Source organism: Tabrizicola thermarum (genome assembly GCF_003574395.1).
In the GTDB taxonomy this organism is placed as follows: Bacteria; Pseudomonadota; Alphaproteobacteria; order Rhodobacterales; family Rhodobacteraceae; genus Tabrizicola; species Tabrizicola thermarum.
On record NZ_KZ984536.1, the window covers coordinates 102,973 to 124,343 of the forward strand.

22 protein-coding genes and 2 pseudogenes are annotated in these 21,371 nt (G+C 64.6%); 9 read left to right on the forward strand and 15 right to left on the reverse strand.

Annotated features, from left to right (window positions below):
- Positions 1-5 precede the first annotated feature (5 nt).
- The 3 genes from D5084_RS01155 to D5084_RS01165 are packed head-to-tail and all read right to left on the reverse strand — an operon-like array spanning position 6 to position 4,022.
- A complete protein-coding gene (locus D5084_RS01155; protein ID WP_128513672.1) occupies positions 6-2,000 on the reverse strand; it encodes a bifunctional DedA family/phosphatase PAP2 family protein in 1,995 nt (664 codons plus the stop codon).
- Positions 1,997-3,358, reverse strand: coding sequence for a sensor histidine kinase (locus D5084_RS01160; RefSeq protein WP_128513673.1), 1,362 nt, complete (start codon positions 3,356-3,358; stop codon positions 1,997-1,999). Before D5084_RS01160 ends, D5084_RS01155 begins: the two co-directional genes overlap by 4 nt.
- On the reverse strand, positions 3,345-4,022 hold the full coding sequence (locus D5084_RS01165) for a response regulator (RefSeq protein ID WP_128513674.1): 678 nt from the start codon (positions 4,020-4,022) through the stop codon (positions 3,345-3,347). The genes D5084_RS01160 and D5084_RS01165 overlap by 14 nt, the downstream gene beginning before the upstream one ends.
- Positions 4,023-4,195: 173 nt before the next feature.
- Here D5084_RS01165 and D5084_RS01170 point away from each other — a divergent pair, with 173 nt between their 5' ends.
- Together D5084_RS01170 and D5084_RS01175 are read left to right on the forward strand one after the other, a co-directional pair.
- On the forward strand, positions 4,196-4,597 hold the full coding sequence (locus D5084_RS01170; protein ID WP_128513675.1) for a hypothetical protein: 402 nt from the start codon (positions 4,196-4,198) through the stop codon (positions 4,595-4,597).
- The gene (locus tag D5084_RS01175; protein ID WP_238382479.1) at positions 4,594-5,400 is read left to right on the forward strand and encodes a COG4705 family protein; all 807 of its coding nucleotides are present in this window, start codon (positions 4,594-4,596) and stop codon (positions 5,398-5,400) included. Before D5084_RS01170 ends, D5084_RS01175 begins: the two co-directional genes overlap by 4 nt.
- Before the next feature lie 185 nt (positions 5,401-5,585).
- On the opposite strand, the gene D5084_RS18935 is transcribed toward D5084_RS01175, so the two are convergent.
- The 5 genes and pseudogenes from D5084_RS18935 to D5084_RS01200 form a co-directional block, all read right to left on the reverse strand.
- A complete protein-coding gene (locus tag D5084_RS18935) occupies positions 5,586-5,969 on the reverse strand; it encodes an AAA family ATPase (protein WP_128513676.1) in 384 nt (127 codons plus the stop codon).
- Between the two features lie 5 nt (positions 5,970-5,974).
- Complete coding sequence (locus tag D5084_RS01185; RefSeq protein WP_128513677.1) at positions 5,975-6,175, reverse strand: hypothetical protein; 201 nt, start codon at positions 6,173-6,175, stop codon at positions 5,975-5,977.
- On the reverse strand, positions 6,176-7,336 hold the full coding sequence (dndC, locus tag D5084_RS01190; RefSeq protein ID WP_128513678.1) for a DNA phosphorothioation system sulfurtransferase DndC: 1,161 nt from the start codon (positions 7,334-7,336) through the stop codon (positions 6,176-6,178).
- Between the two features lie 55 nt (positions 7,337-7,391).
- The gene (locus tag D5084_RS01195; RefSeq protein ID WP_354001208.1) at positions 7,392-7,865 is read right to left on the reverse strand and encodes a hypothetical protein; all 474 of its coding nucleotides are present in this window, start codon (positions 7,863-7,865) and stop codon (positions 7,392-7,394) included.
- Positions 7,862-8,338 (reverse strand): annotated as a pseudogene (locus D5084_RS01200) (recombinase zinc beta ribbon domain-containing protein); the annotation flags it as partial. The gene D5084_RS01195 and the pseudogene D5084_RS01200, both read right to left, overlap by 4 nt.
- On the opposite strand from D5084_RS01200, the pseudogene D5084_RS18980 reads away from it, so the two are divergent.
- Positions 8,338-8,469: pseudogene (locus D5084_RS18980) on the forward strand (phage tail protein); the annotation flags it as partial. The pseudogenes D5084_RS01200 and D5084_RS18980 overlap by 1 nt on opposite strands.
- A gap of 302 nt (positions 8,470-8,771) precedes the next feature.
- Here D5084_RS18980 and D5084_RS01210 read toward each other — a convergent pair.
- The 7 genes from D5084_RS01210 to D5084_RS01240 all read right to left on the reverse strand — a co-directional run bounded on the left by D5084_RS01210 (position 8,772) and on the right by D5084_RS01240 (position 15,330).
- Positions 8,772-9,878 (reverse strand): ABC transporter ATP-binding protein, encoded by a 1,107-nt coding sequence (locus D5084_RS01210; protein WP_128513679.1) that lies wholly within the window; start codon positions 9,876-9,878, stop codon positions 8,772-8,774.
- A gap of 8 nt (positions 9,879-9,886) precedes the next feature.
- Positions 9,887-10,816 (reverse strand): ABC transporter permease subunit, encoded by a 930-nt coding sequence (locus D5084_RS01215; RefSeq protein WP_128513680.1) that lies wholly within the window; start codon positions 10,814-10,816, stop codon positions 9,887-9,889.
- A 9-nt stretch (positions 10,817-10,825) separates the two neighbouring features.
- Positions 10,826-11,707: an ABC transporter permease subunit gene (locus D5084_RS01220; RefSeq protein ID WP_128513681.1), complete on the reverse strand. Its 882-nt coding sequence runs from the start codon at positions 11,705-11,707 to the stop codon at positions 10,826-10,828.
- A gap of 57 nt (positions 11,708-11,764) precedes the next feature.
- Positions 11,765-13,096, reverse strand: a complete 1,332-nt coding sequence (locus D5084_RS01225) for an extracellular solute-binding protein (RefSeq protein WP_238382480.1) — start codon at positions 13,094-13,096, stop codon at positions 11,765-11,767.
- A gap of 174 nt (positions 13,097-13,270) precedes the next feature.
- Positions 13,271-14,074, reverse strand: a complete 804-nt coding sequence (locus D5084_RS01230) for a metallophosphoesterase (protein WP_128513682.1) — start codon at positions 14,072-14,074, stop codon at positions 13,271-13,273.
- Positions 14,071-14,886: a sugar phosphate isomerase/epimerase family protein gene (locus D5084_RS01235; RefSeq protein ID WP_128513683.1), complete on the reverse strand. Its 816-nt coding sequence runs from the start codon at positions 14,884-14,886 to the stop codon at positions 14,071-14,073. Before D5084_RS01235 ends, D5084_RS01230 begins: the two co-directional genes overlap by 4 nt.
- 174 nt (positions 14,887-15,060) lie before the next feature.
- On the reverse strand, positions 15,061-15,330 hold the full coding sequence (locus D5084_RS01240) for a hypothetical protein (RefSeq protein WP_128513684.1): 270 nt from the start codon (positions 15,328-15,330) through the stop codon (positions 15,061-15,063).
- A 183-nt stretch (positions 15,331-15,513) separates the two neighbouring features.
- Between D5084_RS01240 and D5084_RS01245 the strand changes: the two genes are divergently transcribed.
- Genes D5084_RS01245 through D5084_RS01270 form a run of 6 tightly spaced genes read left to right on the forward strand, consistent with a single transcriptional unit; the run spans position 15,514 to position 21,368 of the window.
- The gene (locus tag D5084_RS01245) at positions 15,514-16,347 is read left to right on the forward strand and encodes a glycosyltransferase family 2 protein (RefSeq protein ID WP_128513685.1); all 834 of its coding nucleotides are present in this window, start codon (positions 15,514-15,516) and stop codon (positions 16,345-16,347) included.
- Positions 16,340-16,663, forward strand: a complete 324-nt coding sequence (locus tag D5084_RS01250; RefSeq protein WP_128513686.1) for a lipid-A-disaccharide synthase N-terminal domain-containing protein — start codon at positions 16,340-16,342, stop codon at positions 16,661-16,663. Before D5084_RS01245 ends, D5084_RS01250 begins: the two co-directional genes overlap by 8 nt.
- 37 nt (positions 16,664-16,700) lie before the next feature.
- Positions 16,701-18,104, forward strand: a complete 1,404-nt coding sequence (locus D5084_RS01255) for a glycosyltransferase family 39 protein (protein WP_238382481.1) — start codon at positions 16,701-16,703, stop codon at positions 18,102-18,104.
- Positions 18,101-18,847 (forward strand): phosphatase PAP2 family protein, encoded by a 747-nt coding sequence (locus tag D5084_RS01260; RefSeq protein WP_128513688.1) that lies wholly within the window; start codon positions 18,101-18,103, stop codon positions 18,845-18,847. The genes D5084_RS01255 and D5084_RS01260 overlap by 4 nt, the downstream gene beginning before the upstream one ends.
- Positions 18,848-18,897: 50 nt before the next feature.
- Positions 18,898-20,493: an ArnT family glycosyltransferase gene (locus D5084_RS01265; RefSeq protein WP_128513689.1), complete on the forward strand. Its 1,596-nt coding sequence runs from the start codon at positions 18,898-18,900 to the stop codon at positions 20,491-20,493.
- Complete coding sequence (locus D5084_RS01270) at positions 20,490-21,368, forward strand: phosphatase PAP2 family protein (RefSeq protein WP_128513690.1); 879 nt, start codon at positions 20,490-20,492, stop codon at positions 21,366-21,368. The genes D5084_RS01265 and D5084_RS01270 overlap by 4 nt, the downstream gene beginning before the upstream one ends.
- Positions 21,369-21,371: the final 3 nt, after the last annotated feature.

Genomic DNA, 21,371 nt, shown 5'->3' on the forward strand with positions numbered 1-21,371 from the left:
GCCGATCATGGCGCGGCTGAAAGGGGAAGGTCGACAATCCTTCTCATGTCCCCGGCGGTTTGAGGCAGGGCCGCCACCACCCCGGCCTTTACAGTCGCCAGCTGGTCCGGCCGAAACTCTGCCTCCTCAAGTTGCGTATATCCAAAAGCGACTGGGTCCAGCCTGTCGGCGCTTAGCGAGACCATCAAAAGCGGTGCAGTGCCCGTGCCATCCTGCACAAGGGTTTGCGTTTCCCAGATCCGCAACACAATGCGCTGATCGGTGGCGTCCATCCTGGTGAAGGTCGCCAATGCCGAGCGGCCAAGATGCGTCATCGGCCAAGGGGCGTGACCGCCAAGCTCATGACGAGATGGCACGACGGCTGAAAGGATCTCGTCCGACAGTGTGGCCTGCGAAGATTGCCAGCCCGCAGCCTCGAATGCGGTCACCAGGTCCGGCAGAGGCAAGGTGGTTTGTAACAGCATCGGCTCGCCCTGTTCGCCGTCCAGCAAGATGCGATGGGTGGGCATCTGTTGCCAGCCGGTCGCCAGCCAGTCACCTGCGGCAAGCGTCGTCAAGGGCGGCGCGGCATCATAGCGGGCTGCAGCAGTGGTCCAGCCTGTCCACAAATGCAACGGCATGATGCCCAGCCCGATAACCATCAGCAAGGCGCCAAACGCAGGACGCGGAATAGCCACGCCCCGCGCATGCAGCAGCAACGCTACGACGCTGACCACAGCACTGCCAAACAGCATCCCCGCCAGCACATCACTGGGCCAATGCGCCTGCAGATACACGCGCGACAGTCCAATCAGCGCAATCAAAGTGGCGATGCTACCGTAAACCAAACTGCGAAATCTTGCGGGCAGCGAATGCGCCAGGAAAAGCGCCAGCATGCCGAAGATGATGGTGGCCAATGTGGAATGGCCGCTGGGAAAGCTGAAGCCGTCCGCTCCCTGATACATGGGGATCGGGCGCGCGCGGTGCAGTAGTGTCTTGAACAAAGGCACAAAGACAACCCCTGCCATGCTTGCGACCGTGACGGCCACGGCCAAAGCCCATTGGCGACGGACCGCGAGAACTGCGATCAGCAGCAGTGCCACCGGCAGCAACACTGCGGTATCCCCCAACATGGTGATGCCAACCATTGCAGACGTGGCCCAATCGGTACGCAGCCCCTGCACGAACTGTCCGATCGCCGCATCCGCCTGCGCCATTTCCGGATCAAAAATCACTGCGACAAGCAGTAGCGCAAAACTGGCAAGTGCCACGAACGCCAGCCCGATCAGAGCCGCCGCTTCCAGCATCCGGTCGTGATTTCGCAAGACGCGCGCCAAAGCTCCGCTGCGGTCCCCCTGACGCTCAAGCCAAAGGGCCAGGCGCAGGCGGCCTTGGTCGGCCGCAGGGACCAGAACGCCCCGCACAAGGCGCAATGAGGCCCAGGCCAGCAACGCGGCCGCGACGCCGAGCCCCGCGAGGATGGCAAAGCGCGGGTTAGCCGCGTGGGCGACCTGCAGGCCGCGCCCCAACGCGATGGCGGGCAACAGATGTGCCGCTGCCCAAACGAAAGCCGACCCGACATTGACCAGCACAAAACGTGTCGTGCTCATCCCCATCATTCCAGCAATCGTTGGCACCACCGCCTTCACACCCGGTATGAAACGGACGATGAAGATGCTCTTGCCACCATGGCGCGCAATGAACTGCTCGCCTTTATCCATCAGCGCTGTGTAGCGCGAGAATGGCCAGAATGTACGGATCTGCTCTTTCCAGTGCACACCTGCCCAAAACGAAAGGGCATCCCCGGCAATGGCTCCCGCAACCGTTGCGGCGAAGACCGGCAGAAAGGCCATTTTTCCTAGACCGATCAATGTGCCCAGACCGACCAGCACTGTCGTCGAGGGTACAAACAAGCCAAGGATCAGCAACGCCTCGCCAAATGCCACAAGAAAGGCAAACAGGATCGCCAGCATCTGATGCGCCGCAAGGAAATCCACGAGCTGTGACAGCAAATGGCTCATGACGCACCGACGATCCGCGCGAACCGCATTTCCACGCGCAGACCCGGCCTTGCATCTGCCAGCGCCAATTCGGCGCCATGCAGATCCACTACGGCCTTGACCAGCGACAGACCAAGCCCCGTGCCTTCGGTCGTGCGGCTTTTCTCGAGGCGGTAAAGCCGGCGCAGCACCAATTCGCGCTCCCCGGCCGGAATTCCCGGCCCGGTATCCGAGACTGACGCCGTCACCTGGTTGCCCACTGCTTGCGCCGTGCAGGTGATCGCCGTGCCACTAGGGCAATGCCGGATCGCGTTTTCGATCAGGTTTGCAAAGGTCTGAGTCAGCAATTCCTTGTCGCCCATCACCCATGCAGCCCCCCCCGCATCGCACGACAGGGTCTGGCCCGCATCTTCGGCCACCTCGACATAGACATCTGCGACATCAGCAAGCAGGGCCGCCAGATCGACCGGAGCGAATTTCTCGCGCCGTGCCCCGGCCTCGATCTGGGCGATGCGCAGCAGCGCAGAAAAGGTCTGGTCGATGGCTTCGCTTTGCGCGATGGCGGCGGCAAGGTCGTCCTCGACCGGGGCGGAGACGGCGGCATTGCGTGCTGCCTGCTCAATGTGAATGCGCAGTCTGTTTAACGGGGTGCGCAATTCATGGGCGATGTCGGCGCTGACCTGACGCATCGCCTCGACCAGCGCGCCAAGGCGGCCCACGGTATGGTTGATCTCACCAGAAATCAGGTCGAGATCATCACCACGGCCCGACAAGGTCAATCGTGTGGACAAATCCCCGCCGGCAACGCGGTGCAGCCCGGCGGTGACCTCGGTCAGTCGCCGCTGCAGTCGCGCTGCGACCCAGGCTCCGGCAGCGATGGCGGCAATCAGGATTGCCACGGCTGACCAGATGAACCCGGTCAGAATGATTTCGGCCAGATCGTCCAGATCGGCGTTACTCAAGCCCACGACCAGATAATCGCCATGAAGCTCCCCGGCATAGACGCGGTAGGGATAGTCGGTCTGCACCCCAAGAACCTCGGCCTCGACCGTGGACCAGCCTGACCCGATCGGGACATCGTTGATGTTGCCGACCAAAACCTTGCCCGTCGCATCCCGAAGCAGAAAAACCGAAGCGTGGGTCGGACTGGCGGTGATGCGGGCCGCAATCGCCTCGATCAGATCCTGCTGATCGGCCGCATCGGATTGCTGCAAGGTGGTGAAAATTTCCAGCAGCCGCGCATCCTGCCTGTCGGCCAACTGCCGATGCAGGACGGTGTAACCGATGGCGCCCACAAGGATCAGCGCAGCAAGAACCGCCAGTGTGACGCCGAGCGCCAGCCGGAACGAGCTGTGCCGCCAGAGATCAGCGGGGCGCATGAAGTGAATAGCCCATGTTTTTCAGAGTGTGCAGCAAGGCCACCTCGAACGGCTTGTCGATTTTGGCGCGCAACCGGCTGATGTGGGTTTCCACCACTGACGTGTTCGGATCGAAATGGAAGTCCCAAACCCGTTCCAACAGCATTGTGCGGGTCACCACCCGGCCTTCGTTGCGCATCAAGACCTCAAGCAGCGTGAATTCCTTTGGCAGAAGCTCAATCGCCTGCCCCCCGCGTGAGGCCTGCCTGCGCATCAGATCCAGTTCCAGATCGGCGACCCTGAGCACTGTTTTCACCTCTTGCACCGGAGGGCGGCGGGCCAAAGCGTTGACGCGCGCCAACAGTTCCGCAAAGGCGAAGGGCTTGGTCAGATAGTCATCACCACCGGCCTCCAGCCCCTCGACCCGGTCGTCAATGCCGCCAAGCGCCGTCAGAAACAGCACCGGCGTCTTGCGCCCGGCAGCCCGCAACGCACGCACCAGCGACAGACCGTCGAGGCCCGGTATCATCCGATCCACGACGACGACGTCATAGCTTTCCCGCGTAGCGGCAAACAGCCCATCCGTGCCATCGGCCAGGACATCGCAAACATGGCCGTTCTCGGACAGTCCGCGAGCGACATAGTCGGCGGCTGAGGGATCGTCCTCGATCAGCAGGATGCGCATTGGCGGTCATTCAAGCTCGGATATCTGGATAGGAGTGACCAGACTATGTGGGCGGCTTAACACATAGGTCTCGGCCACAATACAAATCTGTAAGCTGGGCGAAAGTTGGCTGCAGGATTGCCGGTTCAGAAGCGCCAAGGCCGGGTCACTTCCGGTTCCAACCGGAGCAAACCATGAGACAACTTCTTCTCGCCACGGCGCTGATCGCGCTGCCCGTGGCCGCCTTTACTGGCTACAACGTCTACGCGGCCAAGGCGGCGGTCACCGCCAACGCGCCATCTGCCAGTCTTGGCGACCTGTCCAGCTTCAGAACCATCATCACCGATGTCCAGGCCATCGCAGCAACGGGCGACCTTGCGGCGGCCAAGACCCGTATCAAGGACTTTGAAATCGCCTGGGACGACAATGAAACCGGCCTCAAGCCGATGGACCCCGCCCATTGGGGCATGATCGACGATGCCGCTGATGGTGCATTCACGGCCTTGCGCAGCGGTAAACCGGATCCTGCTCTTGTCACCGAAACGCTCGTTGCGTTGCAGGCGTCACTGCAAGATGCGGCGCAGGTGACGCAATGACCGCCATTTCTTCATCCGATCACAAGGTTCCTTCCATGCAGACTTCTGCCGTCGTCTACAATCGCGTGCCCGCCGTCACCGCAGATTTCTGGCTGATCAAACTGATGGCTGTGACCATGGGGGAAACTGCGGCGGACTACCTCGCCGTCAACCTCGGGTTCGGACTGACGACGACTTCTCTGATCATGTCGGCCGTTCTGATCGGTGCGCTTGTGCTTCAATTCGCGCAGAAGCGCTATGTGCCATGGTCCTATTGGCTTGCGGTTGTGCTGATCAGCATCGTCGGCACTTTGGTGACCGACAACCTGGTGGACAACTTCGGCGTTTCGCTGATGACCACAACGATCCTGTTCACCGGGGCACTTGCTGCCACGTTCGCAGTCTGGTTCGCCTCTGAGAAGACGTTGTCGATCCACGCGATCTTCACCACGAAGCGCGAGGCTTTCTACTGGCTCGCGATCCTGTTCACCTTTGCCTTGGGAACGGCGGCTGGCGATCTGGTGGCAGAAGCCTTCGGCCTGGGATACCTGGCCACCGGCGTTCTGTTTGGAATGATCATAGCGTCGCTGATGTTCGGGTATTTCTTCCTTGGCCTCGATCCGATCCTTGGCTTCTGGCTGGCCTACATCTTCACACGGCCCTTGGGCGCCTCCTTCGGCGATCTCCTGTCGCAACCGATCCAATACGGCGGCTTTGGCCTTGGCACCATTGTGACCAGTGCGCTGTTCCTCGGGACCATCATAGCCATCGTTGCATGGATGAGCTTTGGTCGCCGAGGAGAAGAACCTGTGGCAATGAATTGAACTGAGACCAAGCATCTGACGCTGGCCGTGAACTCTCCTTTGCCAGCGTCAGCCATACTTTGGGCTAGTTTCGGTTGCGAGGGCCAGAGAAGGTTCGACCGCAGTCGCGTCCGCTCCGCCACTTGCCCTCGCGAAAGCGTTCTCCCCATCCGGCTGCAGCCGGATTTTTCCGTTGTTTTCGGGGGTTATGCGGGTGGGGCTGATAACCGGCCTACGCGCCAAGAGGCCCTAAAGCGGTCTCTCCGGGTTGATATTCTCCGGACCTCTCGACCTGCATGAGTCAGTGCAGAGTCCTTAAGTCCTTCGAAAAAATGAAGAAATCCGAGGCCGGACCTGAACACTTCGACGCCAGTCGCACGGTCGAGATGGAACTGGCATCGAAAATGGCATCGCTGTGCTGAACGAACCCGAAGCATCGTTAGCACGATGGCTTCGAACAGGCTCGTCTTGCCATAGCCATTGGGCGCACCGATCAAGATGATGTTTCTATCTTTGCCTGGGGCGGGGAAGTCGAAATTGGCCGTGGTATAGGCCTTCCAGTCGCGGAGAGTGATCTGGGAAATATACATACGCCTTATTCGTCCACCTGAATCCGGTCGAGAATGTCATCAAAGGAGTCCCACAAGCCGGCGCGGCGCTGCTTGCCCGTCTGTTCGACCTCCGCCTGTACCAACTCTTCGAACTCAGCGAAGAGCAGCCCGTTCTTCTTGCAGGCCTGTTTGATCATTGCCCGGCCATCGGCGTTATCAAGGAGCACGACGACATTGCGCGGCATCTACTTGTCCTTCCTGATCCCACGGACGCTCATCGGTCGTGTGTTCGTGTAGGTTGCGAGCTCTTCCGCCCAAATCTCGTGGATCAGACCAATTTCCTCCTCGCTGATCAAGGCTTGTCCCGTCTCTGTCTCCAGCGCACGCAACCGCTCGAAGATTTCCGAGCGTGTCTGGAGCGTGAAGGGGCCGGGCACGAACACCCCGCCATCGGTGATTGTGATCCGTCCGTCGCGCCGCCGCGCCTGCCTGCGTGCCTTGTCGTTGCGGATCGAGGCCAGCCAGTCACGGAAGTCGAGCAGTGGGCTGAACTCGGCATAGCCGGACTCAACGAAGCCTTCCAAGCTCCGGTCCTTCTCCACCACGGTGCAAGTCCAGCACCCAAAGCGCGAGGACGTGGTGCCGCAAGACGGTGCATCCTCTTTCGACGTGACGACCGGGCACTCACCACCGCTCGCCTCTCGGTAGAGGCCGATCAGTTTGAGATGCGAGCCGCCCCAGGGCGGTTCGTTCAACGCCAGGAACTCCCATACGTCATCAGTGTCGAGCTCAACAATCGGGCGGAATACCATGCAGCCTTGGAGATCATTGTGTTTGTTGAGCCGCTCGCCATTGTCATAGCGCCCGACCGATGCGGCGCGCGTTGCACTCTCCGTCCGGCGCACGCCCAGCAGCAAGATCACTTGCCCAGCAGTATCAGCCTGAGACCTAATGTAGCGGCTGGTCGGCAGGATTTTCATACGATCCGTACACCAGCGGAACGAACGGTTCGGCGACGGATAACCCCGGCCGATGAGGTTGACCCAGAACGACTGATCGGGTGCAGGCCGCGTGATCTTGGTGACGACCGGCAGACCGAACGCAAGAGCCGCATTCTCGATCTCGGTGATGCTGTCTATGATGTGCTGGACGACGAGCGGGCTCTCGACGAGCGTGTCGTTGGCGACGATGTGCACCTGACGCCTCCGCTCGCTTGGGGGCAATGCCATGAGCATCTCGAAGACCAGATGGGCAACTAGTGTGCTATCCTTGCCGCCCGAATAGTCAATGGTCCAAGGATAGGGGTGAGGCTGCCGGTACTCATCAAGCAGCTCGGCGCGTATGTGCTGGAAGGCCTGGGCGTGGTCGTCATCTGCCCGGATGACCTCAGCACTATCCAACCCCATAGCCTGCTCCTGTTTCCCATTTTTCTTGTTTATTTGGTGTAGCAGCCGAACGGCCCTACTGTAAATCGCGGATGTGCCCTGCGGACCCTTTGACACCCTGTGCGTGGTCGCTTGCGGTGGCAGTGTCGTCGGAGAATTCGCCGCCCGACAGCGATCGCCTCCGCTGTTCTTCCCAATCCAGAGGGAAGGGGGCCATCAGGTTCGCGAGCGTGATGCAAGCGGGCTGACGGCCGTCCATGATGGCCTCCACGAGTTCAGGAGACAACAGGGGCAACCGCATCAGCCGCGCCATGTAAGTGAAGCTGATGTTCTCTCGCTCGGCCATCTCAGAAATCGAAGCATATTCGCCCGAGTCCAGCATCCGTTTCCACCGGAAGGCACGCGCCAAGGCCTTGACGAGGGTACCGTCCGTGTGTCGACGCTGCGCCGCTTCCTCCGGCAGCTGCATCTCCTTCCGCCCGCCGCGCTTCACGATGCGGAACGGCACGTGGAGCGTCACCGTCTCCGGGACTGGAGACCCGCGGGTCATGCAGCTTCTCCGATCCCGCCGGACAGCATCTCGCTCGCGAGCCCTCCGAGGCCGTCCATCCGGAGCCGGAAGTTGAGACCGTTTGCGCCGATATCGACGCGCTCGACCAGCAGCACCACGATGCGTGCCTGTTCGGCGGGGAAAAGTTCGTCCCACAGCGGGTCGAGCTGCTGAAGCGCTGTCCGTGCGTCGGCCTCGGTGATCTCCTCGTCCTGCGCCCGAGCCACTCTCAACGTGCTAGCCACGATCTCGGGTTGGCGAAACACGGCGCGAAGCTGGTCGATCACCGCCGCCTCGATATCGCCCGCAGGCACGCGGCCGACCGGGCACGACCCAGCGCCATGCTTCAGCACCGTCTGGCTGACATAATAACGGTAGAGCCTGTCGCCCTTGCGGGTGTGCGTCGGCGAGAAGGCGGCGCCGTCCGGCCCGAACAGCAGCCCCTTCAGCAGCGCTGGTGTCTCGGCGCGGGTGGGGAGCGGTTGAGGGCTACGCCATCACGGCGCTCGAAAGCCCGCGCGCGTCCATCACGACGCTATCGCGACACTTCGGCTTCGACGCGGTGGAGACCGAGGGCGTGATCCGCTTCGTCATGCGCGGCCATCCTTCGCCGATGTCTGGTGGGCATCGCGCTCGGGGCGCTCGCCTCCTCGAGACCGTCGCCCTTGATCAGGCGCAGCAAAACAAGGTGTCTGAACTGCCGGATAGAAGACACTTTGTTCTTCGACCTTGACACCGTGTTCTTCAACTGCCCTCCGATCTCGAGTGGATCTGTCGCGTCTTCGTGCCCACCGGTGCCCGTTCGGGCCACCGGGCGTTCGAATGCCAAGGGGCTTTTGCCTGCCCGTGCTGAATGTCGACGGGGCGCGCGAGGTGGCGCCCGCATGGAATTTGCGCAACAACGCCCTACTGCGCGGGAACGGCACGCAGCGCCCCGAGGGTGGTTTCCATCCGCTTGCCGGTCGCCCCGTCGAAGAGATGGGCATGTCGCAGGTCGAGGACGAGGCCGGTTGTGGCGCCGACGGGCGGATGAGCCCTCGCCTCGGTGATGAGGCTGAAGGGAATGTCCTCGATCCTCAGGTTCCACAACCGGCTCGCGCCGAGGTCCTCCACGATCTCCAGCCGGGCGTCGATCATGCCATGACCGGGCGCTCGCAGGGCAACATGCTCGGGACGGATGCCAAGCTGGACGAATTGCCCGTCAGAGGCCCCGGGATCGCCGGGCAATCCGATGACCGCCCCGCCTTCCAGCACCACGGCGCGGCGGGCGGCGCTGTACTGGCCGGGCAGGAAGTTCATCGCCGGGCTGCCGATGAAGCCCGCGACATATAGCGAAGCGGGACGGTCATAGATCTCGGCCGGGGTGCCGACCTGTTCGATCGTGCCCTTGTTCATCACCACCAGCCGGTCGGCCAGCGTCATGCCTTCATGCTGGTCGTGGGTGACAAAGACCGATGTCGCCTTGATCTGGTTGTGGATGCGCCGGATCTCGTGGCGCATCTGCACCCTCAGCTTGGCATCGAGGTTCGACAGGGGTTCGTCAAACAGGAACACTTTCGGCTCGCGGATGATGGCCCGCGCCATGGCGACACGCTGGCGCTGGCCGCCGGACAATTGCCCCGGCTTGCGGTCCAGAAAATCGGCAAGGCCCACGGATTTCGCCGTCTCGGCCACGCGGGCCATGCGTTCGGCCTTGGGCACACCCGCGACCTTCAGCGCGTAGCCCACGTTCTCGGCCACCGTCATGTGCGGATAAAGCGCATAGTTCTGGAACACCATGGCACAGCCCCTCTCCCGAGGCTCAAGATCGTTGACCACCTGCCCGGCGATCGCGATCTCGCCTGCCGTGATCTCTTCCAGCCCCGCGATCAGGCGCAGAAGGGTGGACTTGCCGCAGCCCGAGGGGCCAAGGATCACCACGAACTCGCCGTTGTGGATGGTCAGGTTTACCCCCTGCATGATCGTGGTCTTGCCATAGGTCTTGGTGACGTTGCGGATGGCGATCTCGGCCATGGGGTGCCTCACTTGTCGGTGTTGATCAGGCCGCGCACGAACCAGCGCTGCATGAAGATGACGATCAGAATGGGCGGCAGCATCACGACCATCGTCGCCGCCATCGCAAGGTGCCAGGTCGGCGTGCCGCCCCCGGTGGTCAGCTGGTCAGGCACAAGGTCGGACAGCTGCACGACGACCACGCCGTAATTCGCCCGGTCGGTGACGACCAGAAGCGGCCAGAGATACTGGTTCCAGGCGTAGACGAACATGATCGTCGCCAAGGCCGCGATGTTGGTCTTGGACAGCGGTATCAGGATGTCCCACAGGAACCGCAAGGGCCCTGCCCCGTCCATCCGCGCGGCCTCGACCAGCTCATCCGGGATGGTCAGGAAGAACTGGCGGTAGAGGAAGGTGCCAGTGGCCGTGGCGACCAGCGGCAGGATCAGGCCGGTGTAGGAATTGAGCAGGTTCCACTCGAGGCTGACCTCGATGCCCGCAAGGCTGTTCAGCAGCCACGAGATGCCGGTCCAGTCCATGATCGTCTGGAACGGCGACAGCGCGTTGGCGGCAACCGCATAGGTGGGGACGATGCGGACCTCCAGCGGCAGCATCAGCGTGATGAAGATCGCCCAGAAGATCACCATGCGCCCCCGGAACTGGAAGAACACCAGCGCAAAGGCGGTGAGGCAGGCCAGCGTGATCTTGCCCACGACGACGCCGATGGCGACGATGAAGCTGTTCACGAACTTCTGCCCGAAGTCGGACAGCGCCCAGGCCTCCTTCAGGTTCGGCCAAAGCTGGTCGCCGGGCCAGAACTCGACCGGGGCCGAGTTGACGGCTTGCAGGTCGTGGGTGGCCGCGACGAAGGCCAGCCAGATCGGCACCAGGATCAGGACCAGACCGACGGCCAGGATCAGATGCGTGGCGAGGTTCAGGATGGGGGTGCGTTCGATCATGGCCGGCCCTCAGGTGTAATGCACGCGCCGCTCGACATAGCGGAACTGGATGAAGGTCAGCGCCATCACAAGGCACATCAGGATGATCGACTGCGCGGCGGCACCCGAGTAGTCAAAGCCGCGGAACCCGTCGGAATAGATCTTGTAGACCATCAAGTCGGTGGCCCGGAACGGCCCGCCTCCGGTCAGGGTATCGACGATGCCGAAACTGTCGGTGAAGCTGTCGGTGATGTTGATGACCAGAAGGAAGAAGAACGTGGGCGTCAGCAGCGGCAGTTGCAGGTCGATCATCCGGCGAAGGGGCCGGGCTCCGTCCATCGCGGCGGCCTCGGTCAGGCTGCGCGGGATGGATTGCAGGGCGGCGAGGAAGAAGATGAAGCTGTAGGCCACCTGCTTCCAGGCGCCCGCGATCACGATGGCAGTCACCGCCTGCCAAGGGTATTTCGACAGGTCCCACCAGCCCGGCGACAGCGTGTTGATGACGCTGAAGATGCCGGCACCCGGGTTGAAGACGAAGTTGAACGCAAGTCCCACGGCAGGGGCCGCCACCGCATAGGGCCAGATGATCCCGACGCGCCAGGCGCGGTAGCCCGCAAGCTGGCGATCCACGAACAGCGCCAGCGTCAGCGCCATGCCCATGGCCAGAACCGTGGTCGCCAGCGCGTAGATCACCGAGACCCGCACAGAGCCCCAGTAGTAGGGGTCCGACAGCACCTTGCGGAAGTTCTGGAGGCCGACCCAGGTATTGCCGCCACCCCAGGGCTGTTCCAGCGTGAAGGCCCAGTATAGCGCCTGTGCAGACGGCCAGTAGAAGAAGGTGAAGATCACCAGTAGCTGGGGGGCCAGAAGCAAGGGCACGATCCAGCTGAACTTGAAATGGGCGCGGCGCATCGGTCCCCTTGGGAAAGGATTGGGGCGCGACCCCTGCGGCCGCGCCCCGGGTTCTGGTCAGGGGAAGGACTTGCCCGCGTAGGTCTGGGCAAAGCGCGCCAGGATTTCGTTGCCACGGGCGGCAGCGGTGTCCAGCGCCTCCTTCATCGGCTTCTGCCCGGCGAGCGCCGCTTCCACCTCGGCGGTCCATTCGGCGCGGATCTGGATCATGCCGCCCAGTCGGATGCCGCGGGTCAGCGGGCCCGGCTCGGTATAGGTCAGCGACTTCATCGCGATGTCGCGGTTGATGTAGGGTTCCTTGGCATAGAACCCTTCAGCCAGCAGCGCCTCGTAGGTGGATTTGGTCACCGGGATGTAGCCCGAGTTCTCCAGCAGGAACTGCTGCTCCGGCTTCGTCGCCAGGAACGCAAGATAGGCCGCTGCCGCCTTGTATTCGTCCTCGGTCTTGCCCGACAGGACCCACAGCGAGGCCCCGCCGACGACGGTGTTGTGCCGCTCCACGCCCTCGTAGGTCGGGATCATCTGCACGTCCCAGGCGAAGGCGGGCGTCAGCTTGTGGATCGTGTTGTGGTCGGCGATGGACGAGAAGAACACCGCGCATTCGCCTTCGACAAAGCTGTCGCGCGAGCTTTTGCCTGCGGCCGGGGTGCGCAGCGTGGCGGTGCCTTCGTTGATCCAGCGCTGCATGTTTTCCATGTGCTGGACGTGCAGGGTGGTGTTGAACAAGAGCTCGGTATCCAGCCCGTCATAGCCGTTGTTGTTCGAGGCGACGGGGATGTTGTGCACCATCGAGAACTGCTCGAGGTCGATCCACGAGGACGGCGCATAGGCCAGACCGCAGGCCGCGCCCGACTCCTTGACCTTCACGAGAGCGGCTTCCAGCCCTTCCCAGGTCAGCGGGGCCTCGGTGATCCCGGCCTTGGCGAAAAGGTCCTTGTTCCAGTAGTAGACCGGAGTCGAAGAGTTCCAGGGCATCGAGAAGAACTCGCCCTTGGACGACGAATAGTAGTTGGCGATGCCGGGGAAATAGTCGGCCCAGTCGATGGTGACGCCGGTGTCGGCCATCAGCTTGGTGACCGGATAGAACTCTCCCGACAGCATCAGGTCGGCGGTGCCGGCGTCGAAGGCTTGCAGCAGCGTCGGGTGTTTGCCCGCACGGAAAGCGGCGATGGTGTTCTGCACGGCCTTCTCATAGCCGTCCTGACCGACACAGACGGCCTCGTACTGGTCCTGGGCGGCGTTGAAGCGGTTGCAGGTCTCGGCCACCACGGCACCAAGATCACCGGTCAGGCCGTACCAGTATTCGAATTTCGCACGCTCGGCCGAAGCGGTGCCGGCAGTGGCGGCCAGCGCCAGAATCGCTGCGGTCGCAAGTTTTTGGGTCATCATCCCGGTCTCCATGCTGGATGGTTGGATCGCGGGGTCCTTATGCGGGGATTCGATGACGGATTGACGACAGATCGGTACAAATAAATATACATATCAATATCTTGATGCAATTAGACATGGCGCGCCGGACTGACCGGCGCGCTTCGGGTCGCAGCTTTGGTGGCACCGGGGCCCCTAGTGGAACAGGCCCGGCGCCAGTGTCAGGTGGCGTTCGCCGTGATCCTGGAAATGCACGGTGACGCCTTCGGGATGCAGCAGAACGACAGCCATCTGCGCCGGGCCTTCCAGCTGACGCTGCTGGCCGGGCACGCCCGGCACATGCGGCGTGACGGAATAGTGCGACCCGGCCAGCGTTGTCATCGGCAGGCCCTTCCAGACCGCCGAGGTCGGCAGATGGACATGGCCCGCGATGACCTGACGCACATCGGGGTGGCGGTTCAGCACGTCGACGAACTCGGCCGCGTTTTCCAGGATGATCTCGTCCACCGGCAGGAACAGCGGGTTGGCATGGTGGTGCTGCACCACGATGACCGGGCGGTCCTCGGCTTCGTTCAGGCGCGCGGCCAGCCAGTCCAGCCGCCCCTGGCACAGCCGCCCGCCGACAAGGCCGGGCTCGGTCGTGTCCAGAAGGATGATCCGGTGCCCGCCCGCGTCAAAGGCGGTCGAGACCCGGCCAGCCGCATCGTCGCGATCCGCCCCGAAGACCGACAGGAAGGCATCCCGGTCGTCGTGATTGCCAAGGGTCAGGTAGACCGGCATCGGCAGGTCGGCGATAATGTCGTGCAGGTGGCGGTAGGCCGCGACTTCGCCTCGGTCGGCCAGATCCCCGGCCAGCAGGACGAAGGCCGCGTCGGCATGGTCACGCAGGATCGCGTCCAGCGCCTCGCGCGTGCGGGTGCCGGTGTCCAGACCGTTGACCGGCACGCCGGGCGCGGACAGATGCAGATCGGACAGGACGATGAACTTTAGCGGGCTCATTCCGCAAGCCCCAGCGATTTCAGATGCCGCGCCGAGGGGATCACCCCCGCCTTGTCGCGCAACTCCAGGATCAACCGCGGGTTCGCCCCGGTCTTGCCGATCGCATCGAAGACCGAAGGCCAGAGGATCGTGCCATGCCCGATCTGCCAGTGCCGATCCGCAAATCCGTCGGCGTCCTGAAGGTGGATGTGGCCCAGCCGGGTCCCGGCGGCGCGGATGTAGTAGTCCACCGGCGGCGCCCCGGTCGAGACATGGGCGTAATGCGCGTGTCCGGTGTCCACCGACAGCTCCAGCGCCTGCCAGCCAAGCTCGGCACAGAGCATGGCGCGGTCGGCGGGCTCCACGTCCTCGATGTTCTCCAGCACGAAGGTCACGCCCATGTCTTCGGCCCGCTTCAGCGCGGCCCCCAGCGTGTCGCGGGCAGCGGTCAGCATCCGGTCGGTGTCGGTCGGATATAGGCCGCGGTGGTTGTAGCCCCAGGTGGTGAAGGGCGAGTGGATCACGACATGCGTGCCCTTGACGGCCGCGCAGACGTCCAGCGCCTGCTCCATCCGGCGGGCAACGATCCGGCGCACCTCGGGGTCGTAGGAGGCGATGGTAAAGCCCCAGAACGGGCCGTGGATACCCCGCCGTCCCTCGTGGCCCTCAAGAAGCCCGTTCACCTCGTCGGCCAGCCCCGACCAGTCGCCGTCCAGGACTTCGGCATCGACGAAATGCTGCAACTCCAGATCGCGCGGCGCTTCGCGCAACCAGTCGACGTGGGTGGCAAGGCTGGCGCGGCAGAGCGCGGCACCAAGGATCGGAAGGGTCATAGGTCAGCATCCCGTGTTGCATTCCCCGGGATGCTGCAAGCGTTGCACGACAGAACTGTTTGGGTTCGGTAAAAGATTCACGACTGGCCGCTGATCGACCGCGCCGTACGATCCCGACGACCCGACGGGTCAGACGGCCGGGTCGGTCGCTGCCTTGCGCCGCCGTCGAGCCGGTCAGGGCGGAGCCTCGGCGACCGGTTCGGCGGCATCGACCGGAGGGGCAGCCTGCGGAACAGGGCCCGCTTCGGCCACGGCTTCAGCATCGCCCTCCGGGCTGTGCCTTGCGACCCACTCACGCATGAACCGGCGGATTTCACGCGCGGCACTGGTGTCCATCCGGTCGCAGAGTTTGACGAATGCATCGCGCTCACCTGCCTCGATCCGGATCACCAGCTGGCTGGATTTCTTGTTCTTCTTCTTGCCGTCAGACTTGGATTTGCCCATCAGTATCCCCGCTTTTGCATATGCAATGTATATGCAATGTATATGCATATTTGCACAGGATCGTACGGCGGGCAAGCGCCCTGCTGCACTGTCACCGCCTGATGGAGCCTTGAAACAGGACCGTCGCAATACTATCACGTTGCAGTCGTAAATTCTTATGGCATCCTCGACTGGTACCCCGTAATGCATTCCAGCCCGACCCCGCTTCCGGCGTCCCGCCTTCCGCCGCGGCTTTCCGTCGTCGTGCCCCTGCACAACGAGGAAGGCGCGATCGAGGATCTGGTCGCCGACATCACCGAAGCGCTGGCAAGCTGGCCCTACGAACTGATCCTGGTGGATGACGGATCGACCGACAGCACCCGGTCGAAGTGCCTCACCCTTGCGGCGCGGGATGGGCGCATCGTGGTCCTTGGCCATCCCCGCTCCGGCGGCCAGTCGGCAGCGCTGCATTCCGGGGTCCTTGCCGCCCGCGCGGCCATTGTGGCGACACTTGACGGAGACGGACAGAACCCGCCCGAAAACCTGCCGCGTCTGGTCGCTCCGCTGATCGGCCCCGACGTCGATCCGGCCTGCGGCCTGGTTGCCGGGCAACGCATCGGGCGCAAGGACAGCCTGTCAAAGCGGCTTGCCTCGCGCTTTGCCAATTCCATCCGCTCGGCGGTGCTGCGGGACGGGACGCGCGACACCGGATGCGGGCTCAAGGCCTTCCGGCGCGAGGCCTTCCTGGCCCTGCCCTACTTCGACCACATGCACCGCTACCTTCCCGCGCTTTTTGCCCGCGACGGGTGGAAGGTGCAGCTGGTCGATGTCACGCATGCTCCGCGCCGCAGCGGCCGATCTAAATACGGCAACCTCGACCGCGCGCTGGCCGGGATCCTCGACCTTGCGGGGGTGGCCTGGCTTATCCACCGCAGAAAACGCGCGCAGGCCGAACGTCTGACCCCCGAACCGCTGCACGGCACTGTCGAGACCGCCGCGCAGCCGATACCCGCGACGAAAGGCAGGATCGATGCATGAAACCCTCTGGGCCTGGCTGCATGTGGACAGCTGGACCGAATTCACCTGGGTCCTGATCGGCCTGTCCGGTCAGCTACTGTTCACCGCGCGCTTCCTGGTGCAATGGATCGCGTCCGAGCGCGAAAAGAGGTCGGTGATTCCGCTGGCCTTCTGGTATTTCTCGCTGGCGGGGGGAATCGTGCTGTTCAGCTATGCGCTCTGGCGGCGCGACCCGGTGTTCATCCTGGGCCAGTCGATGGGTCTGGTGATCTACGCCCGCAATCTCTGGCTGATCCATGCCGAGCACCAGCATCGCACCGCCAGCGCCGAAAACTGACCGGACCCGGGGTCTGGCGGACACTGCCCTGTGGGTGGTGTTCGGCCTGGCCGTCTGGCGGCTGGCCCTTGGCCTGCTGGACCGGACCGAGCTTTCGACGGACGAGGCGCAGTACTGGTTCTGGGGCCAGACCTTCGACTTCGGGGCCTATTCGAAACCACCGCTGATCGGCTGGATCACCCGGGTCTCCACCGATCTCTTCGGCCAATCGGTGGCCGCCGTGCGCCTGCCCTCCGTCGCCTTCCACACGGCCACGGCGATCCTGATCCTTGCCAGCGCGCGGCGCCTGACCCCGCCCGCTGTCGCGGGATTGGCGGCGCTGCTTTACTTCGTCTCGCCTGCGGTCGCGCTCGGATCGTCGCTAATGACGACCGACACCCCCCTGCTTCTGGCCGCAGCCCTGGCCCTGCTTGCGCAGCTGCGTCTGGGCGAGGCGAACGCCGCCGGACAGCGCGCCCCCGGCACGGCGGTCCTTCTGGGACTGGCGCTCGGCCTCGGCTTGCTGGCCAAGCACGCGATGCTGTTCTGGCTTCCGGGGGCCGGGATTGCGGCCCTGCTCTCCCCCCGCTTCCGCCCGGCCCGGTCCGACCTGATGCTTGCCTGTGCCGTGATGCTGGCGGTCATTGCACCGCACCTTCTGTGGCTTGCCCAGCACGGCTTCATCACCTTCCGGCACATCGAGACGATCACCGAGCCGACCGGCCTTTCCCTCCTGCGCCCCTTGCGCTTTCTGGCCGAGCAGTTCCTAGTCGCGGGGCCGATCACCTTCGCGGCGCTTCTGGTGGCGCTGCGCGATAAAAGGCAGGCGGGCCTTGCCGCATTGGCGCTGGCACCGCTGCTGTTCGTTCTTGCCCAAGGCGTGCGAGGGCCGGTGCTGGCGAACTGGGCGGTGCTGTATCTGGTGCCGGGCTCCATCCTTGCCGCCCAGGTGCTGCTGCCGCATCGCCTGCTGGTCGGGCTGGCACTGGCGCTGGGGCTGGCCGTCTCGGTCGCTCTGCCGCTGGCGAAGGTCGTCGGAACCGAGGCGCAAAGGCCGGATGGGCGCCCGCTCCTGTCGCGCTACCTTGGTCATTCCGCCGTCGCACTCTGGGCCATCGACGCCGCAGCGTCGAACGGGGCGGATGTGCTGATCGCCCGCGACCGGGACCTGCTGGCCGACCTGTCCTGGTTCGCCGCCGGGTCCGGGATTGCCATCCGCGCCGTCCCTCCCGATGGCCCGCCCGCGCATCATTGGGAAATGACCGCGGCCTTCCAGCCGCAGGACGGCGCGCATCCCCTTATCCTGTTGCGCGCCGGTGGGGCGCTGCCTTGCGACGACGCTGAGCCCATCGCCGAAACGGTCGCGCCGCCCGGCTTTGCCGGAGGCGAGACAATCCTTCTCTACCGGCTGCCCGATCCAGGCTGCCTTGGTGCAACAGCATCGGAAGGTGAACCGAAATGACCCTGCAACGCCTGCTGATCGCCTATCTGATCGTCGTGGTCACGGTGCAAGCCCTGTTCGCGGCCTTCCCCGGCATCGACCTTGCCATCTCGAGGCTGTTCGCCGACGACAGCGGGGCCTTCGTCTGGGCCAGCGGAACGGCCCCGACGGTCAACCTCGTGGTCCGCCGCATTGGCGAGGCGGTCACCTTCCTGCTTCTGGCCGGATGGATCTTCGGCGCGATGACCGCGGACACGCGCGGCGATGCCCTGCGGCTTCTGGCCTACCCGCTGCTCTGCGTCGCCCTCGCCAGCGGCGTCATTGTCAATCTCCTGCTCAAGTCCCACATCGGACGCGCCCGGCCCGACACGCTTGTCGAGTTCGGCGGCACGGCGCAGTTCACCCCGCCCTGGCAGGTCGTCCAGGAATGTGCGCGCAACTGCTCGTTCACCTCGGGCGAGGTCGCGTTGGCTGCGGGCCTGGCCATTCCCGCCGTGGTGATCCTCTGGCCGCATCTCAACCGGCCCGGCGCCCGCCTGCTGGCGATCCTCGTCGCAGTGGCCTATGTCGGCTTTACTGCGGTGTTGCGGATCGGACTTGGTCGTCACTTCCTCAGCGATGCGGTCTTTTCCATCCTCTTCGCGGCAGGCGTGGCGCTTGCGGTCTATCCGCTTTTGCGCATCGATCGGGCGCGCCAGCATGTCCCGCTTCTCGCCCCGCGCAATCCGGCTGTCGCGCCGCGCGAACAAAGGGGCGTCTTTTGACCCCAGGTTTTCAGGCCCGAACGACGCAGCCTGGCGTGACCGGCGGCTGGATGGCCCTGGCCCTGTTCGCGTTTCTTGCCTTTCTGCCCGCGCTGGCGTCGCTGCCGGTGACCGACCGGGACGAGGCGCGCTTCGTCCAGGCCAGCCGGCAGATGGTGGAAAGCGGCGACTTCGTGGACATCCGGTTCCAGAACGAACCGCGCTACAAGAAACCGGTCGGCATCTACTGGCTGCAAAGCGCCGCCGTCCTGGTCTCGGGCGCCGGACCAGAGGCGCCGCTCTGGGTCTATCGCCTGCCCTCGCTGGCGGGCGCGGTCCTGTCGGTGCTGCTGGTCGCGGTCACAGGGACACCGCTTTTCGGCAGACAGGCCGCGCTTCTGGCCGCAGCCGTCTTTGCCGGCGGGCTGGTGATCGGCGGCGAGGCCCGGATCGCCAAGACAGACGCGGTCCTTCTGGCAACGATCCTGGCCGCTCAGGCCGTCCTGGCGCGGTTGTACCTGCACCGGATCGCCGGGCGCGGCGCGGCCTTCGCCTTCTGGCTTGCCATCGCCGCAGGCGTCCTGGTCAAGGGGCCCATCGGCCCGATGGTTCCGGCGCTCACCATCCTGACCCTTGTCGCCATCGAGCGCCGGGCAGACTGGCTGCGCCCGCTCTGGTCGCCCTGGCCGATCCTGCTGGCGCTTGCCGTGACCCTGCCCTGGTTCGTCGCGATCACCCTGCGCAGCGAGGGCGCCTTCTGGCTGGGCTCGGTGGGGGCGGACCTGCTGCCCAAGATCGCCTCGGGACAAGAGGGCAAGGGCGCGCCGCCGGGCAGCTATCTTCTGCTGCTGTGGCTGACCTTCTGGCCTGCGACCCCGCTCCTGATCCTCGCGCTGCCCGCGATCTGGCGGTCACGACGGGACCCCGCAACGCGGTTCTGCCTCGCCTGGGCCATCCCGGTCTGGCTGGTCTACGAGGCGATCCCGACGAAACTTGTCCACTACACCCTGCCGGCTTTCCCGGCGCTGGCCCTGCTGGCCGTAGCCCATCTGCCCAAGGGTCTTGCCACCGCGTCGCGGCTGGTCCGCGGGCTGGCCACCCTCGCCATCCTGCCGGGACTGGCGCTTGGCGGCGCGGTCGTGGCCTTTGCCGCAACCCGGGACGCCTGGCCCGCTGCCGGGCTGGCGCTTGGCGGACTGGCAGGCGCGATGCTGGCCGCAGGCTTCGCGATACGCTCTGCGCTTGGAGCAAGGCCCTGGGCCCTGGCCGCGCAGGCCGCGCTTGCGGGGGCGGTGCTTCACGCCGGGCTGATCTCGGCCGCCGCGCGCATCCCGGCCCTCTGGCCCACAGACGCGGCGATCTCCGTCGCAAACGAGCTCGCCGCCGCGCAGGGCTGTGACCGGCCGCTTGTCACCGGCTGGGGCTACAGCGAGCCGTCGCTCGTCTGGCACGGCGGTCGGGACACCGACCTTCACCCCGCGTCCGCCCCCGCGTCCGAGGCCGTCCGGCCAGGCCCCTGCCGGGTCGTCATCCATGCCCGCGATGCCGGCTCGGCGGCGCTGCCCCTGATCCGGGGCTGTCACCAGGCGCGCAGCGTCACCGGCTTTGCGCTCGGCGCAGGCCGCTGGGTCACGCTCGACGTGCTCGACTGTCGGGGCGCACCATGAAGCACGAGGACTTCCGCGAGACAGCCTTCGCGCCCCGAGACCCTGAAGCCACCGGGACCTCCCCCCTTGGCTGGTTCGCGACAGCAGCCCGTCGCCAGGGGCGGCTGTCCTGGCTGGTCACCTTCGCCTGCGCGCTGCTGCTGGTTGCCGTGGTGGCGGATGGACCTGTGCGGCAACTGGCGCGGTCGCTCGACCCTTCGGTCGTCGCGGTCCTGCGCGCTGTCACCCAGTTCGGAAACTCGGCCTGGCCGGTTGGCCTGTCGCTGCTGTTTCTGGCCGCCGCGACGATCGTCTCGCGCCGTCCGAACCCCTTCGCGCCCGAGGCGCTGGGAAATCTGCGCTCGGCCCTGATCCTGGTCATCGGATCGGTGATGATCAGCGGCACGATCGCAAGCCTGACAAAGAACATGATCGGCCGCGCCCGGCCACCGATGGGCCCCGACACCCAGGTGTTCGAGTTCGCGATGATGTCGTTTCGCGCCAGCTGGGCCTCCTTCCCGTCCGGCCATGCGACCACGGCCACGGCCTGCGCGATTGCCCTGGCGGTGATCTTTCCGCGGCAAGCCTTTGCCTGGCTGGCCATCGGCCTGACCGCCGCGCTGTCCCGCGCCTTCCTCGGTGTCCACTGGCTGACGGACTGCCTTGCGGGCATCGCGCTTGGGGCGCTGGTCAGTCTGACCCTGCGACGCTGGATGGAGGCGCGACAGCACAAGTTCCAAGTCGAGCCGGCTTTCGTTCTGCGCGTATCGGTCTTGGGCTGCATCCTTGCCCTTGGCGCTGGCTACAGGCTGACAAAAGAGGCAGTCAGACGCGCGGGGAGGTTTCTCAGGCGGGCGGCCACGCGCTTCGGGAACGGACCTGCCCCAAGGCCGTGACCG